General features: G+C 52.3%; 16 protein-coding genes. 4 read left to right on the top strand and 12 right to left on the bottom strand.

Features of this window, described 5'->3' with window-relative positions:
• Window positions 1–3: 3 nt before the first annotated feature.
• The 4 genes from motB to flhD form a co-directional block, all read right to left on the bottom strand.
• Window positions 4–933, bottom strand: coding sequence for a flagellar motor protein MotB (gene motB, locus PUZ33_RS00310; protein WP_013096052.1), 930 nt, complete (start codon window positions 931–933; stop codon window positions 4–6).
• Window positions 930–1,817: a flagellar motor stator protein MotA gene (gene motA / locus PUZ33_RS00305; protein ID WP_008500417.1), complete on the bottom strand. Its 888-nt coding sequence runs from the start codon at window positions 1,815–1,817 to the stop codon at window positions 930–932. The genes motB and motA overlap by 4 nt, the downstream gene beginning before the upstream one ends.
• Window positions 1,818–1,940: 123 nt before the next feature.
• On the bottom strand, window positions 1,941–2,519 hold the full coding sequence (gene flhC / locus PUZ33_RS00300) for a flagellar transcriptional regulator FlhC (RefSeq protein WP_013096051.1): 579 nt from the start codon (window positions 2,517–2,519) through the stop codon (window positions 1,941–1,943).
• 2 nt (window positions 2,520–2,521) lie between these two features.
• Window positions 2,522–2,872, bottom strand: coding sequence for a flagellar transcriptional regulator FlhD (gene flhD, locus PUZ33_RS00295; RefSeq protein WP_013096050.1), 351 nt, complete (start codon window positions 2,870–2,872; stop codon window positions 2,522–2,524).
• Between the two features lie 794 nt (window positions 2,873–3,666).
• Between flhD and uspC the strand changes: the two genes are divergently transcribed.
• Window positions 3,667–4,095, top strand: a complete 429-nt coding sequence (gene uspC / locus PUZ33_RS00290) for a universal stress protein UspC (protein ID WP_058680207.1) — start codon at window positions 3,667–3,669, stop codon at window positions 4,093–4,095.
• Between the two features lie 15 nt (window positions 4,096–4,110).
• On the opposite strand, the gene otsA is transcribed toward uspC, so the two are convergent.
• From otsA to araF, 5 genes are all read right to left on the bottom strand, one after another.
• On the bottom strand, window positions 4,111–5,535 hold the full coding sequence (gene otsA / locus PUZ33_RS00285) for an alpha,alpha-trehalose-phosphate synthase (protein WP_058680208.1): 1,425 nt from the start codon (window positions 5,533–5,535) through the stop codon (window positions 4,111–4,113).
• Entirely contained in the window at window positions 5,510–6,313 is an 804-nt protein-coding gene (gene otsB, locus PUZ33_RS00280; protein ID WP_029882592.1) for a trehalose-phosphatase, read from the bottom strand. The genes otsA and otsB overlap by 26 nt, the downstream gene beginning before the upstream one ends.
• A 176-nt stretch (window positions 6,314–6,489) precedes the next feature.
• Complete coding sequence (gene araH, locus PUZ33_RS00275; RefSeq protein WP_274205292.1) at window positions 6,490–7,476, bottom strand: L-arabinose ABC transporter permease AraH; 987 nt, start codon at window positions 7,474–7,476, stop codon at window positions 6,490–6,492.
• Window positions 7,477–7,490: 14 nt separating this feature from the next.
• Window positions 7,491–9,005 (bottom strand): L-arabinose ABC transporter ATP-binding protein AraG, encoded by a 1,515-nt coding sequence (araG, locus tag PUZ33_RS00270; protein WP_013096045.1) that lies wholly within the window; start codon window positions 9,003–9,005, stop codon window positions 7,491–7,493.
• A gap of 71 nt (window positions 9,006–9,076) precedes the next feature.
• Window positions 9,077–10,066: an arabinose ABC transporter substrate-binding protein AraF gene (araF, locus tag PUZ33_RS00265; protein WP_028027935.1), complete on the bottom strand. Its 990-nt coding sequence runs from the start codon at window positions 10,064–10,066 to the stop codon at window positions 9,077–9,079.
• Window positions 10,067–10,865: 799 nt separating this feature from the next.
• On the opposite strand from araF, the gene PUZ33_RS00260 reads away from it, so the two are divergent.
• Window positions 10,866–11,369 (top strand): non-heme ferritin-like protein, encoded by a 504-nt coding sequence (locus PUZ33_RS00260; protein ID WP_020687625.1) that lies wholly within the window; start codon window positions 10,866–10,868, stop codon window positions 11,367–11,369.
• A gap of 154 nt (window positions 11,370–11,523) precedes the next feature.
• Window positions 11,524–12,867 (top strand): anaerobic C4-dicarboxylate transporter, encoded by a 1,344-nt coding sequence (locus tag PUZ33_RS00255; protein WP_013096042.1) that lies wholly within the window; start codon window positions 11,524–11,526, stop codon window positions 12,865–12,867.
• Between the two features lie 47 nt (window positions 12,868–12,914).
• On the opposite strand, the gene PUZ33_RS00250 is transcribed toward PUZ33_RS00255, so the two are convergent.
• The 3 genes from PUZ33_RS00250 to PUZ33_RS00240 all read right to left on the bottom strand — a co-directional run bounded on the left by PUZ33_RS00250 (window position 12,915) and on the right by PUZ33_RS00240 (window position 14,119).
• Window positions 12,915–13,166, bottom strand: a complete 252-nt coding sequence (locus PUZ33_RS00250; protein WP_014832436.1) for a DUF2766 family protein — start codon at window positions 13,164–13,166, stop codon at window positions 12,915–12,917.
• Between the two features lie 108 nt (window positions 13,167–13,274).
• A complete protein-coding gene (gene azuC / locus PUZ33_RS00245) occupies window positions 13,275–13,358 on the bottom strand; it encodes a stress response protein AzuC (RefSeq protein WP_014832437.1) in 84 nt (27 codons plus the stop codon).
• A gap of 122 nt (window positions 13,359–13,480) precedes the next feature.
• Window positions 13,481–14,119 carry an RpiB/LacA/LacB family sugar-phosphate isomerase gene (locus PUZ33_RS00240; protein WP_013096040.1) on the bottom strand — a complete coding sequence of 213 codons (639 nt, stop codon included), beginning with the start codon at window positions 14,117–14,119 and terminating at the stop codon, window positions 13,481–13,483.
• 254 nt (window positions 14,120–14,373) lie between these two features.
• Between PUZ33_RS00240 and yecR the strand changes: the two genes are divergently transcribed.
• The gene (yecR, locus tag PUZ33_RS00235; RefSeq protein WP_013096039.1) at window positions 14,374–14,712 is read left to right on the top strand and encodes a YecR family lipoprotein; all 339 of its coding nucleotides are present in this window, start codon (window positions 14,374–14,376) and stop codon (window positions 14,710–14,712) included.
• Window positions 14,713–14,858 lie beyond the last annotated feature (146 nt).

The raw sequence follows: 14,858 nt of genomic DNA, 5'->3' as shown, positions 1-14,858 counted from the left end.
CTATCACCTCGGATTGGCTGGTGGCGATGTTGGAACGGCAGCCGAAGGAACGGCCCCAGGCTGTTTTAAATCGTCCAGTGACTCATTCTGACTTTCGGCGTTTTCATGCAGGATGGCCTGCTCCGCCTGCTGGTTCAGCACTAAAAGACTGATACGACGGTTGATGGCGTCATCCGGCCCGCGGTCAGAGACACGCATGGTTGCTGCCATGCCGACCACGCGCAGTACCTTGCCATCATCAAGCCCACCCGCCACCAGCTCGCGACGCGAGGCGTTGGCACGATCGGCAGAAAGCTCCCAGTTGCTGTATCCCTTCTCGCCCGTGGCGTACGGGAAATCATCCGTGTGGCCTGACAGGCTAATGCGGTTTGGAATACCGTTCAGCACCGGCGCAATGGCGCGCAAAATATCGCGCATATAGGGTTCAACCTCGGCGCTACCGGTTTTGAACATCGGGCGGTTCTGGCTATCAATAATCTGGATACGTAGCCCTTCCTGCACCAGATCGATCTTCAGATGCGGTCGCAGCGCGCGCAGTTTCGGGTCCGCTTCAATCAGCTGATCGAGATCGCCGCGCAACTTTTTCAGACGCGCCTGCTCCATCTTTCTCTTCAGCTCATCGATGTTCGGCTCTTTTTTCACCTCACCCTGCTTCTGGGTGTAATCATCGCCGCCGCCGGGGATCGGGCTGTCACTGTTAGAGATACGCGGCCCACCGGAGACCGCAGTCGCCAGTGGCGTACGGAAGTATTCCGCAATCTGAATCAGCTCTTTCGGGCTGGAGATCGAGATCAACCACATCACCAGAAAGAAGGCCATCATTGCGGTCATAAAATCGGCGTAGGCAATTTTCCAGGAGCCATGCGCACCGTGCCCATGCCCCTTATGCTTGCGCTTTTTTACGATGACGATCGGATGGGACTGGTTTTTCATGCGTCCTCAGTTGTCGTCTGTTGGTTTGGGTTTTTCACCGCACGCACGTGTTCTTCAAGCTCGATAAACGACGGACGCTCGCTGGAGTAAAGCGTTTTACGGCCAAACTCAACCGCGATCGGTGGCGCATAACCGTTGAGGTTAGAGAGCAGCGTAATCTTCACGCACTGCATCATTTTGGTGGTTTCCGCGCTCTTCTGACGCAGAACGCTGGCCAGCGGAGAGATAAAACCATACGCCAGCAAAATACCGAGGAAGGTTCCCACCATGGCGTGGGCAATCAGCGCCCCCAGCTCTGCCGCCGGGCGATCCGCCGAGGCCAGCGCATGAACAACCCCCATGACCGCCGCCACGATACCGAAGGCCGGCAATGAGTCCCCCACCAGCGCCAGGCTGTTGGCCGGCACTTCGGATTCGCTCTCGTGGGTTTCGATCTCTTCGTCCATCAGCGCTTCAATTTCGAAGGTATTCATATTGCCGCTGATGATCAGGCGCAGGTAATCGACAATGAAATCCAGCATCATGGCATCGGCAAGGATGCGCGGGTAGCTGGCAAAAATCTCGCTCTCTTTCGGGTTTTCGATATCCCGTTCCAGCGAGAACATCCCCTGCTGGCGCGACTTCGCCATCAGGCGATAGAGCAGAGCCAGCAGATCCATATACATGCTTTTGGTGTATTTCGAGCGACGGAACAGCAATGGAATAGCTTTCAGCGTCCCCTTGATCGATTTCCCGTTGTTGCCAACGATAAAAGCCCCTACCCCTGCGCCGCCGATGATAATAAGTTCAGCCGGTTGATAGAGTGCTCCAAGGTGCCCGCCGGTCATCATGTAACCGCCGAAAACTGTACCGAGAACTACCAGGTAACCTAATAAGATAAGCACGACATCATCCTTCCGCTAGTGACTATGGCAAGGACGTTCAGCTCGCAGCGTTTACCGAATCCAGGATAAAAAAAAGCAGCGGTAATGGCTTACCGCTGCTGGAATCTTTCCCACACGTTCGGGTTAAACAGCTTGTTCGATCTGTTCATCCAGCAGTTGTGGAATAATATCGGCAGCATCCCGGGAAAGTTTACGTCTTTTTACTGCACGGGATGGAGGCTGACATAAACTACAGGCGAAGCTGCCTGCAGGCTGATGAGCATGGGTAATGAAATTGCCATCGCAGCAGTTGCAGCGCGACAATTCAAGCATTCCGCTCTCAACAAAACGCACCAGCGTCCATGCGCGGGTCAGCGCCAGCAGGGGACCCTCTTCCTGCTGTGGGCATTGTTCAAGGTAAAGTTTATACGCTTTGATCACGGCATCGACGCCGCTACACAAACCGGTTTTGAGAAGGTACTGCCAGGCATTACAGAACATGGAGGCGTGAATGTTCTGCTCCCAGGTCATAAACCAGTCCGTTGAAAACGGCAACATTCCTTTCGGTGGGGGACTACCACGTAACTCTTTGTACAGTTTGATGAGACGACCACGGCTCAACTGAGTTTCGCTTTCCAGCATTTGTAAACGAGCACCCAGTGTAATCAGCTCCATGGCCAACTGTATGTCACGCGCTTCCTGAACAATGCTTTTCTCGCTCATTTCTACGCTCTTTTTTTACGGGCTGCGTCATCAGGCTGGCTGATTTCGTTGAGCAAGCGGGTGGAGAGAAGAATACCGGTATGGATCTGTTGCAGATCGTCCACACGAGATTCCTGTGTCAGCCGCGTGATAGTCTGAGGATTATCGAAGCGGAACTGGCAAACCAGTTGATTCGTTTCAGCCAGTTTAACCATTTGCGGCAGGGTTAACCCGCCCAGCATGGTTGCCATCTCTTCGTTAATACCTAAACGAAACATCGCGGACGCTTTGTCCTGACTAATCAATCGCTGCGCGAGCAGTAAATATGACAGGTTGATGTCATAGATATGTTTTAGCAACTCGGATGTATGCATTTTTCCCATCCCGAATAACCAACTATTATTTTTATGCGGAAAGACCGCACCCCGTGATGTCGCCGGGAAAACACCCGGTATTTAAAAAAAAGGCTAAATGCATAGTTGAATTTAGGTTTGTATTCTGCAAAACGTGCACCAACGAAGCGCGGATGCGCTTCTTACATGTTTTATCATTTCTTACAAATAACTAAGATTTTTCCTAATTCGACGCAAACTCTACTCGTCAGTTTTGACACATACAATGCAGCCATCCTCAAATTTAAAAAAAATGTGATCCATGTCACATAATTTAAGTGAATATCATCCATAAATCCATCAGTGAGACTTGTAATTTGTTCATTTTTTAACCAATCAAGACCATTTTATATTCTTTATGGACGAATACTCATGCAGAAGTGCGAACAGAAGGCGCATGGCGATTGCTTTTTTGAGCAATAGCGACTACCGCAACAATTCACACGCTATACATCTCAGGGCCACATTTTCATTACCTATGAAAAACATACAGTTATGCTTGAGGGGTGAAAAATTTGTTTCAAAGCGTGATCATTCACATTGCGTATATAACGCTTTAAAACGATTTAACATCACGCGCATCAAAATGTGTGATTTACGTTAAGTTGTTAATTTTTTTCATTTGCACGCGGTTTGCCGTTATTCTTCTTATAAGAATAATTAATGAATAATTATGAGAAGCTTCACACTAATGTCGTATTCACCTCTTGCAGAAGTGCTGATTTCGCGGTAATGCTGACACAGACGCGGTTTTTCAGACAGCTAAGGAGTGCGTGATGAGTTACTCCCATCTTCTTGTTTCTGTTGCAGTTTCACCGGAAAGTCACCAACTCGTTGCCCGGGCGGTGTCCATCGCCCGCCCGCATAATGCGCGCATCAGCTTAATTACCCTTGCGGCCGAACCCGAGATGTACAATCAACTGGCAGCCCCCATGCTGGAAGATATTCGTGAGGTATTACAGGAAGAAACGCAGCAATTTCTGCAGGAGCTGGTGGAGAAAGCGCAATATCCCATTTATCGGACCGTCATTGCGACAGGTGAACTGAATGCGCATATTCTCGACGTATGTCGCAAAGAGAAAATTGATTTAGTGATATGCGGTAATCATAACCAAAGCTTTATTTCACGGGCGGCCTGTGCGGCGAAATCGATAGTCGCCTCAAGCCTGGTTGATGTGCTGTTGGTGCCTCTTGGGGGTCGTTAAACCCCCAGAGGAATATCACGCCAGTTTAGGGAAAGTCGCGATCTTTTTTTGCAGAGCGCCTTCATGGCTTTGCGGCTCAATATTACGCAAATCGCGAATAAAACGTGCCTGCCAGTGATTAATATCGTTCTCGCGGATCGTATCCATCATTTCCGCATGACGGGAAATACGCTCCGTCAGCGGCATCGTCAGAGCACGGTTGAGCGCGTTCGCCACATCATCCCGGTCGTAAGGGTTCACGATGAGCGCTGAAGTGAGTTCGTTCGCGGCTCCCGCAAACTGAGAAAGCACCAGCACCCCCGGATCGGCCGGATCTTGTGCCGCCACATACTCCTTTGCCACCAGGTTCATCCCGTCGCGCAGCGGTGTTACGAGGCCGACGTCAGCATAGCGGAACACCTTCATCAGGATCTTACGGTCAAAGTGTTGGTTCAGATAAAACAGCGGCGTCCAGCCCAGCTGACCGTAGCGGCCGTTGATGCGCCCTGCTTCCGTCTCCAGTTGATGACGAATATCCTGATAGGCCTGCACTTCCCCACGTGACGTAGGTGCAATCTGCGTATAGCGGATTTTACCGTGGTGCTGCGGATATTTATCCAGCAGCGTTTCATACGCCAGGAAGCGCTCCGGCAGCCCTTTGGAGTAGTCGAGACGCTCCACCGAGAAGATATTCTTCACGTGTTTCAGCTCGTTTTTAAGCTGTGCCAGCTTCGGCGGCAACGGACCAGACGCCTGCTCAGCAATCTCATCCGGCTCTATCCCAATCGGATAGACTTCGGTGTGGAACGTTTTACCCCAGGCCGTATGCGTTTTACCCCCTTTCGTCATCAGGCGTGTTTTGCCCGATACCGAATCCAGGAACGCAATGCGGTCATTCTCAGTCTGGAAGCCCAGCAAATCGTAATCACACAGCGCTTCCAGCAGCTCTTCATGCGGCGGCAGCGCGGTAAAAATTTCCGGTGTCGGGAACGGAATATGGAGGAAGAAGCCGATGCGGTTGTTGACTCCGCGTTTTCGCAGCTCACGGGCGAAGGGAAGCAGATGATAATCGTGGATCCATAAAATATCGTCTTCCTCGATTAAAGGCAGCAGTTTATCCGCCAGCAGCGCATTGACGCGGCTGTAGCCTTCAAACGATTCTCGCTGGAATTTGACCAGGTCCAGACGGTAGTGGAACGCGGGCCACAGCACGGCATTCGAGAACTGGGAGTAGTACTCGTCATAATCTTTCTCTTTCAGGGCGAATGACGCCCAGGTGATGTTGCCGCGCGTCACCTTTTTAAGTGGTTTTTCTTCCTCACTAATGTCACCACTCCAGCCAAACCACAGCCCGCCAGCAGCTTTTAAGGCACCTAATACCCCCACCGCCAGCCCACCTGCACTGGCTTTTTTATCGTCAGGCGGTGCGATACGGTTAGAGACGACGACTAAGCGACCCATAATGGTTTCCCCCTTTGTTTTGCGCTATTTGTTGTTGTTGCTGGTTAGCGATGTCAGATATCCACTGCCAGACGCTGGCCACATTTGCCAGACGCCATTCGGCTTCAGTGTCACCAGGCCCAACCTTCACGGAGATCCCTCCGGCCTGATTCACTACACGAAACCCGGCCTCATCGGTCAGGTCATCCCCAAGAAAAACGGGCGTCCGGCCCCGGAAAGGCGGCGTTGCCATAAACGCGGCGATCGCAGCCCCTTTATTGATCCCTTTCGGTTTAAGCTCCACGACGCATTTACCCGGCTGCAGCGCCAGCTCAGGATGCGCCTGCGCGACCCTGGCGGCGAGCGCAAGCACGGCCTCTTCATGCTGCGGTGCCTGGCGATAGTGCAAGGCAAAGGCCATCCCTTTGGCTTCCAGTTCCGTGCCCGGCAGTTCAGCCAGTGCAGCAGCGAGCTGCGCCTGCAGCTTTTCGATTAATGCATCGGGGAGTGAAACGATGTGCGTGTGATCATGGATGTCGCGGCGCTCCGCTCCGTGTACACCGGCCAGCGGAAAGTGGTAAGGACTGGCGAGCAAATCCAGCTCGGCCATTGAGCGCCCTGATATCAATGCCAGTGCTCCCTCATTCATTTGCGAGAGCTGATGCAAATCCTGTAATACCGCCTCCGGGATAACCACCTGGTCGGGGTGCGGTTTTATCCCGGCGAGCGTGCCGTCGAGATCGAAAAAGAAAGCATAGTGTCCGGGCAGTACAGGCGGTGCGGTTAACAAGTCAGCCACCCTGGTCCTCCTTACGGTTTACGAGAGGTAAACGCCTTTACCTCTTTCATAGCCATGTAAGTATAGACAGTGTGACGTCGCTCGCCATTTGACAACCGCCCCGCCAGCGGAACTGGCGGGGCGGTTCAGGCGTCAACTAAGGTTATTAGTTGAGCAATTAAAAGGCAGGAAGAACGTTACACGGTACGCTTCGCTTTTTGCTTGTAACGGTCGAAAATCACGGCTGCGAGCAGGATCAGGCCACGAACCACATACTGGGAGAACGGCGAAATATTCAGCAGGTTCATGGCGTTCTCTACTGTCCCCAAAATGAGGATACCGGCCACCACATATGAGATTTTTCCGATGCCGCCCTTCAGCGAAACCCCGCCCAACACGCAGGCTGAAATGACGATCAGCTCGTACCCAATGGAGGTCATAGGCTGGCCGCTGGTCATGCGCGATGCCAGAATAATCCCCGCTGCCGCCGAGACCAGACCGGAGAGCACAAAGATAATGATCTTAGTGCGCACCACCGGTACACCCGCCAGTCGCGCCGCTTCCTCATTACCGCCGATCGCCAGGGTATTTCGGCCAAACGTGGTGCGGTTAAGCAGGAAGCCGAACAGGATCAGACAGGCCACCGTCAGCCAGATTGGCGCAGGCAACCCCAGCCAGTTCGCATAGCCAAGGGTGAAGAAGCGCTCGTCTTCAATCCCCACCGCTTTACCGTCGGAGATGATATAGGCCAGACCGCGCACAATCTGCATGGTCGCAAGCGTGGTGATCAGGGCGTTAATCTTCAGGCGGGCAATCACAAACCCGTTAACCAGACCGCTGATAACGCCCAGCAGCAGACCCGCCAGCACGCCAATCCACAGGCTTTCGGTCATGTTGATTACCACCGCCGTGGTGACGCCAGCACAGGCAATGACGGAGGCCACTGACAGGTCGAAATCGCCCAAGGCCAGACAGAACAGCATCCCGCAGGCCACCATACCGGACATGGAAATGGCCAGCCCCAGCCCTTTCATATTAATGAAGGTGGCAAAGTTGGGCACAAAGATCGCGCAGGCGACAAAGAGTGCGGCAAAGACCACCAGCATGCCGTACTGATCCCAGATGCGGCCAAAACTGAAGGCCGATTTCGATTTCGGCGCTCCGGATGTAGTAACAGAGGACATCATTAACTCCTTACTCAGGCGACAGCCTGGCTAACTTTCGGCATGGCGAGACTCAACGCCTGTTGTTCATTCGCCTGTTCATGAAGCAATTCACCGGCGATTTCGCCCTCACGCATCACAACAATGCGGTCGGCCACGCCGAGTACCTCAGGCAGATCGCTGGAGGCGAACAACACCGCCACACCGCGTTTTGCCAGCTCATAGATCACGTTATAAATTTCGTGTTTCGCCCCCACATCGATGCCGCGCGTTGGCTCATCCAGCAAAATGACCTTCATATCCTCCGACAGCCAGCGGCCTAAAATCGCCTTCTGCTGGTTACCGCCGGAGAGATTCATGATCAGCTGTTCCGGGCCCGGGGTTTTGATGTTCAGCGAACGGATATGGTGGTCGGCGTTGCTCTCCTCCCAGCCGTCGTTGATCAGGCAACCGGCGCGAATAAACTTCCGCCGCGCGGAAATATTGATGTTGTCACGTACCGAGTGCACCGGAATAATGCCCTCCGCTTTGCGGTCTTCCGGGCAGAGCATCATCCCGGCCTGGATGGCATGTGCGGGCTTCTGGATATCGACCCGCTGCCCGTCAATGGATACCTGCCCTTCGGTGATGCGCGTACCGCCAAACAGGCCTTTCATTAACTCGCTACGCCCTGCGCCCACCAGACCAAACAGCCCGACAATCTCCCCGCTGCGCACCGAGAGCGAGATCGGCGTTCGCACGCCCGGCGCTTTAACGTTTTCCAGCTTCAGGCGCTCAGGGCCGTATTCGCGTGGCTGCCAGTGATATATATCTCCCAGCTCGCGGCCAACCATCGCCTGAACGAGCTGGTCATGATTGACCTGCTCCATATCGGTAAAGGTGCGCACGTAGCGGCCATCTTTAAAGACGGTGATGGCATCGCTTAAGGCAAAAATCTCTTCCATACGGTGCGAAACATACAAAATAATGCGGCCTTCTTTACGCAGCTCGCGGATCACCCGGAACAGGTTTTCGATTTCACGCGCGGAAAGCGAGCTTGTCGGTTCGTCGAAGGCAATGATCTTGGCGTTACGCGCCAGCGCCTTGGCAATTTCAACCATCTGCCACTGGCCGATGGAGAGATACTTCAGTGGTGTCTGGGGATCGACATCCAGACCCAGATGTTTCAGCTGCAGCCCCGCTTCGTAATTAAGTAGCGACCGGTTTACCACGCCGCTTTTGTGCGGGAGCTGGCCTAAATAGATGTTTTCCGCCACCGTCATCTCAGGGATCAAATGCAGTTCCTGATAGATGATGGCCACCCCGGCGTTGAGCGCAGCGGTGGTATCAGCAAACGCCACCTCTTCGCCGCGAATGGCCAGCGTGCCGGTGGTTGGCGTGTAGTTGCCGCTGAGGATTTTCAACAGCGTGGATTTTCCGGCGCCGTTTTCGCCCATCAGGGCGTGAACCTGACCGGCATAGCAGTCGAAGCTGATATCGGTCAGCGCGTTAACACCGGGAAAGGTTTTCCCGATACCGCGAAAAGAGAGATACGGATCAGACTGTCGCATAACGTCTCCGTGATTCCTGTAGTGTGTACGTCTGGCCCCTCGCGGTTCGCGAGGGGCACAATCACCGCGTATTACTTACCGCCCAGTCCTTTTTTCGCCAGCTCCTCTTTGAAGTTGTCGCGGGTGATCAGCACCACGTCGGTCACTTCAGTAAACTTCGGCGGTTCCACCCCTTTGGTAACCCAGTTGTAGAGCATTTCGCTGGATTTATAGCCGTGTACGTCCGGGCTTGGCAGCAGTGAGCCGTAGAAGCCCGTCGCCTGCGCTTTAGAGAGCTCACTCACCGCGTCAACGCCGTTGATGCCGATACCGATCACATCAGGCGCTTTGAAGCCCTGACCTTCCGTTGCGCGTACGCCGCCCAGGACGGTGTTATCGTTCATGCCGACCACCAGCCAGTGCTTCACCTCTGGATGTTGAACCAGCATGGAATTGGCGGCGTCGAAGGCCCCCGGAATGTCGTTGGATTTTGTCGGCACTTTATAGATCTGTTTTTCCGGGAAGCCGGCCGCTTTCAGCGCGTCCATTGACCCGGTGGTACGACGGCGGGCGGTATCCAGCTCGTCGGCGGTGATGGCCATCACGGCGGTATCTTTCACATCCCAGCCGCGTTTCTGCATCTCTTTATAGAGTTCCTGGCCCTGACGTTCGCCAATTTTGGTGGCCGCCATCATCACCAGCGGCACGCTGTCCATCGGTTTGCCCTTGGCGTTGACGAACTGATCGTCAACCGCAATGACCTTCATGTCGTAACCGCGCGCTTTGGCTGCAATCGCAGAGCCCAGTTTGGGATCCGGCGTACAGATAACGAACCCTTTCGCCCCGCTGGCCGCCAGGCTGTCGATAGCGTTCAGCGTTTTTTCACCGTCAGGCACGGCGATTTTAATGACTTCAAATCCTAAATCTTTCCCGGCCTTATCGGCGAATTTCCATTCGGTCTGGAACCAGGGTTCTTCCGGCTGTTTTACCAAAAAACCGAGTTTTAAATTCTCAGCGATAGCGGATTGTGACATAACGGCAGCCAGACCGATGGCCGCCAGCGCTTTAGTAAATTTGTGCATGGTAAACTCCAGCATTAGCGTTCTTTTCTGTAGGGAATATTTGCGTACTTCTTATTTAATCGGACTTAAAACAAGGCATTAGCGCTTACCTCGTCATAAGCGTTAGTGCTGGTGATAGTTTTAGCGGGAAATTAATCATCCATAAGAGAGCGCCATCACACCGCAGAATTACAGTAATTGCGTACATAAATTCAGCGAAAAATGACATAAAAACGGCAGTATTTGTCGGACAAATGAAACCGAGATAAGCAGAATTATCCATAAGATCAGCTAAGAAATCCCTGATACCCAAACCCCCGCGTTCCGGGCGCGATCGCGGTACGGCGTTACCATCATCGGGAACTGTGTAGCATTGGCGTTGCCGCAAAATATATTTTATGGCGTTATTCTGCGAAAATTGATTTAGCGCAATTTAGTCGGCGCATCATATATTTGAAATAGTTAATCCAGAATTAACTCTTTCTCAGAGCATTATTCCGGCTCACTATTCCCATTGGGTAAATATCGATATTGAAATAGGTAAAAACCAGTAATTTCAAGGCATTAGATAAATATTATTTTATAACAACATGTTGTTAGTTTTGTACTATATTAAATTTTGTAATGTATGGTAAAACGCACCAATTAAGAGTTTTCTTAAGCGCCGAGCAGGGGTATGCTTATTTATATCGAACACAGGAAGTGATTATTCGGTCGACTTTTGTCATTGCAGAAATGCTTTTCTGCCACTTACTCGTCTTAACCTGCCCGTTCAGGTTTTGTTACGGACATCACACTAACAGTCTATAAGGATATTGGTATGACTACCCAAACGATGATGCAAAAACTCAATGCGCAGATGAACCTGGAGTTCTATGCGTCGAATCTGCACCTCCATTTGAGCGAGTGGTGTTCTGAGAACCGTCTCAACGGTACCGCCACTTTTTTTCGTACCCAGGCACAAAGTAACGTCACCCATATGATGCGCGTCTTTAACTTTTTGAAAGGCGCAGGGGCAAATCCTATCGTCAAAGCCCCGGATGCAATTAATGGGCACTACTCCTCGCTGGAGGAGTTATTCAGGAAAACACTTGAAGAGTATGAGCAACGCTGCGCCACGCTGAATAAACTGGCGGATGAAGCCAGGGCTCAGCATGACAGCGCAACACTGCAGTTCTTGCGCGATATGGACAAAGAGCAGCAGCAGGACGGCATTTTGCTTAAAGCACTGGCGGATGAGCTCCGCAACGCGCAACAGTCCGGGTTATGCCCGGAACAGACCGACCGTCACCTGCTCGATCTGGTGACAGTGCAGCACCACTAAGCTTTTCGCCTGCTCCCGTTCGGGAGTGGGCCTCTTTTTCACAGCCAACCTCCTGCTTTTTAAAAGATTTAACAAATCAGATCTCGCTCTCAATGATTATCCCTACAACATGTAATGATTTATTTAATTACATAATTAATGACGAGGGAGCATCATGATCACCATTGAGTTTATTGTCATCCTCCTGTGCCTGCTGACAGGCACGCGTTTTGGCGGGATGGGACTGGGACTGATAAGCGGTATCGGTCTGTTTATTTTGACGTTTATCTTTGGTCTGCAGCCCGGTAAACCGCCGGTTGATGTGATGCTGACTATCCTCGCCGTGATCGGGTGTGCGGCCACCCTGCAGACGGCAGGCGGGCTGAATGTGATGATGCAATTTGCCGAGCGCCTGCTGCGCAAGCATCCTCAGCACATCACCCTCCTCGCCCCCTTTACCACATGGATGCTGACCTTTCTCTGCGGTACCGGCCATGTGGTGTACACCATGTTCCCGATTATTGCCGATATCGCCCTGAAAAAAGGGATCCGCCCGGAACGTCCGATGGCCGTGGCGTCGGTGGCATCGCAAATGGCGATCACCGCCTCCCCGGTCTCCGTTGCCGTGGTGTCGCTGATTTCCATTCTGGCCGCCCAGCACGGCATTGGACACGCGTGGGGGATCCTCGAAATTCTCGCCGTGTCGGTTCCCGCCTCGCTGTTCGGTGTGACCATTGCCGCCCTGTGGAGTTTACGCCGCGGGAAAGATTTAGCCGATGACATGGAATTCCAGGAAAAGCTGAAAGATCCAAAACAGCGCGAGTTTATCTACGGCGGAACCGAGACGTTGATGAACCAACGTTTTCCGAAACAGGCCTACTGGTCAACGTGGATTTTCTTCGCCGGGATCGCGGTGGTGGTACTGCTCGGGGCATTGCCTGAACTGCGTCCGGCGTTTGAGGTGAAAGGCAAAATGACGGCGCTGTCGATGAACCTTGTCATTCAGATGATGATGCTCATTGCGGGTGCGGTGATGCTGGTCACCTGCAAGGTCAATGCAGCGACCATTTCTAACGGCGCGGTCTTTAAAGCCGGAATGGTGGCGATTTTCTCGGTGTTCGGCGTCGCGTGGATGAGTGATACCTTTTTCCAGGCACATCTCGACGAGCTAAAACTGGCGCTGGAAGGGGTCGTGAAAAGCCATCCGTGGACCTACGCCATCGTGCTTTTCCTGGTCTCTAAACTGGTGAACAGCCAGGCGGCAGCGCTGACGGCCGTGGCGCCGATGGGGTTAATGCTGGGTATCGATCCGAAAATGTTGATCGCTTTCTTCCCGGCGTCGTATGGCTATTTTGTTCTGCCCACCTACCCAAGCGATTTGGCCTGCATCGGATTTGACCGTTCAGGGACAACCCGTATCGGCAAATTTATTATCAACCACAGCTTTATCCTGCCGGGGATAATTGGCGTGAGCTGTGCGTGCGCGGCGAGTTATCTGCTGGTACAGACCTTCTTTTAAACGCTTTCGGGCGACAGGCACTGTCGCCCTTCTCACGTTGCGCGCTATCAGTGAGATTCACCCTGTGGCGTGAATCTCAGCTCAATCAGCGCGATGGCTTTCTGGATCGCCCGAAGCGTAACCGGGTCAGCCGCAGCGGGATGGCTGGTAAAATCGATGTTTTTCAGCTGGGTAGACATCTTCTCGCGCACTTCCACCGGCGCGATAACATCTAAGACATCAAGGATCTGTTTGATGACCAGCTGGCATGCGACAACATCAGATACCAGTTCCTGATCGGCGCTCAGGTTTTGAGACATGGGGGTTTCTCCTTATTCAAAGGCCGCCATAGTAACAAAACACGCCCCCTTTCATCTCCCTTCTGGTGGTTGCAGGCATAAAAAAACCTGCCGAAGCAGGTTTTTTTATCAGAACATCGCGCCAGGCGGCACGTCTTTGAAGGTGTTGCAGTAGTTAGCCCACATGCTTTTGAGGATTTTGCGCAGTTTCATTGTGATGCTCCATTAACTTGTTATACAACTTTATCGTCAATGTGCCTATAATATGACCACCATCACAAAAATCAATATTTTTGTGACTCACATCACAATTTTTTCTGCATTCAGCCACGCGGTTAGCCGACAATCTCGCGCACGAAAGCCTCGATCTCTTTGTCCTGGCAGTTTTCAAAGAAGCACTGCTGGAAGCGCTGCCCGGAAACGGCGGTTTTTACCAGCTCAGGATCGATTGCCCGCAGCGTGTCCAGATAGTTCTCTTTGACCACAGCCGCTTTCACCTGATTCAGGATCCCCGCATTACGTACCTGAGGCTCTTTGCGCTCTGGCGGATAACCTTCTCCCTTGCGGCCGGTAAACGCTTTTTCGAAGATAAAGCGAACGTTCAGCTCTGCGCCCCAGCCAAAGCCTTTGGCAAACGGCAGGGCAAGCGCGTTACCGTTGTTAATCTGTGCGAAGAGAAACGCATCTGCAGGGTCGATACAGTAACCGCAGATCACGCCCGGGTGGATGTTCAGCGACATCAACGCCCCCTGGCCTGTTCCACACCCAGTCACCACAAAATCGACGGCCTTCGCATTGAGTAAAATGCTCGCCATGATCCCCAGATGGATATAGGTCAGATGATGGTCGTTCTCATCGCTCATGCCAACGTTATACACCGGGAACCCTTTTTCATCGGCGACCGTTTTTAACTCTTTCAGAATCACTGGATTTTTTGCGGCCTGGCTGTTTTCCATCATCAGTGCGATTTTCATTGTCTCTCTCCTGAATGCGTTGCGGGCGAGCCCATCATGGATACCTTTTCATCTTCACCCTACTATCACACAAACGCACTTTCAAATTAAATGAAAGATTGTTTTAAAAAACCAAAGAGGACTCACATTTTTGTTAATGACAGGTCTGAGCCCGGCCCGTTGCAAAGAGAAAGGGCAGATTGTCCGGCTATTCCGGGCATTGCGGCGGACAGCGAGGGGTACGATAACGTATTTCCCTCCACTCAGAGCGAACCATGAAAAGAGTCTTCGTTGTCGGCACGGTCCTGCTGCTCGCGGGATGTAGCATCAACCGCCAGGCACAGGTGAGCAGTCTGGATGCGCCAAATGGCATAGTCCGCCTCGACTATGGTCAGGCCGCCCTGCAAAACGCCTGGTCTGATGAATATGTGAATAACGGCACCGCAACCAAAGCGTGCCAGGGCATGGGATATGCCACCGCCTCCTCCTATGGGCAGCCCATTAAAACCTGCACCCTGATTAGCGGCTCACTGTGTCTGAACGAGAGCGTCACCATTCAGTACAAATGCATGGGTTATGCTGTTAAACCGGCCACCAGTAATCCGTGGTATTAATCTGCGCTGCCAGTTTTGGCTGGCAGCCCGTTAAAATAAACAATTCTCATTTATAAATATAAATATCGCCAATGCGTTTTATTCCCATTCGTATTTTTAAATAAACAAATATTTATTTTACGTTTTGCATATAATTCAATAACAAA

The organism is Enterobacter cloacae complex sp. 2022EL-00981, assembly GCF_028737495.1.
GTDB lineage: Bacteria > Pseudomonadota > Gammaproteobacteria > Enterobacterales > Enterobacteriaceae > Enterobacter > Enterobacter cloacae.
This window is presented reverse-complemented; position numbering and strand designations above follow the sequence as displayed.

Excerpts from the sequence above, each read along its gene's own strand:
- PUZ33_RS00250 (WP_014832436.1), bottom strand. The coding sequence starts at position 13,166 with ATGTCTCAAAACCTGAGCGCCGATCAGGAACTGGTATCTGATGTTGTC.
- araG (WP_013096045.1), bottom strand. The coding sequence starts at position 9,005 with ATGCGACAGTCTGATCCGTATCTCTCTTTTCGCGGTATCGGGAAAACC.
- otsA (WP_058680208.1), bottom strand. The coding sequence starts at position 5,535 with ATGGGTCGCTTAGTCGTCGTCTCTAACCGTATCGCACCGCCTGACGAT.
- flhD (WP_013096050.1), bottom strand. The coding sequence starts at position 2,872 with ATGCATACATCCGAGTTGCTAAAACATATCTATGACATCAACCTGTCA.
- yecR (WP_013096039.1), top strand. The coding sequence starts at position 14,374 with ATGAAAAGAGTCTTCGTTGTCGGCACGGTCCTGCTGCTCGCGGGATGT.
- PUZ33_RS00260 (WP_020687625.1), top strand. The coding sequence starts at position 10,866 with ATGACTACCCAAACGATGATGCAAAAACTCAATGCGCAGATGAACCTG.
- azuC (WP_014832437.1), bottom strand. The coding sequence starts at position 13,358 with ATGAAACTGCGCAAAATCCTCAAAAGCATGTGGGCTAACTACTGCAAC.
- uspC (WP_058680207.1), top strand. The coding sequence starts at position 3,667 with ATGAGTTACTCCCATCTTCTTGTTTCTGTTGCAGTTTCACCGGAAAGT.
- araF (WP_028027935.1), bottom strand. The coding sequence starts at position 10,066 with ATGCACAAATTTACTAAAGCGCTGGCGGCCATCGGTCTGGCTGCCGTT.
- motB (WP_013096052.1), bottom strand. The coding sequence starts at position 933 with ATGAAAAACCAGTCCCATCCGATCGTCATCGTAAAAAAGCGCAAGCAT.
- PUZ33_RS00255 (WP_013096042.1), top strand. The coding sequence starts at position 11,524 with ATGATCACCATTGAGTTTATTGTCATCCTCCTGTGCCTGCTGACAGGC.
- flhC (WP_013096051.1), bottom strand. The coding sequence starts at position 2,519 with ATGAGCGAGAAAAGCATTGTTCAGGAAGCGCGTGACATACAGTTGGCC.
- araH (WP_274205292.1), bottom strand. The coding sequence starts at position 7,476 with ATGTCCTCTGTTACTACATCCGGAGCGCCGAAATCGAAATCGGCCTTC.
- PUZ33_RS00240 (WP_013096040.1), bottom strand. The coding sequence starts at position 14,119 with ATGAAAATCGCACTGATGATGGAAAACAGCCAGGCCGCAAAAAATCCA.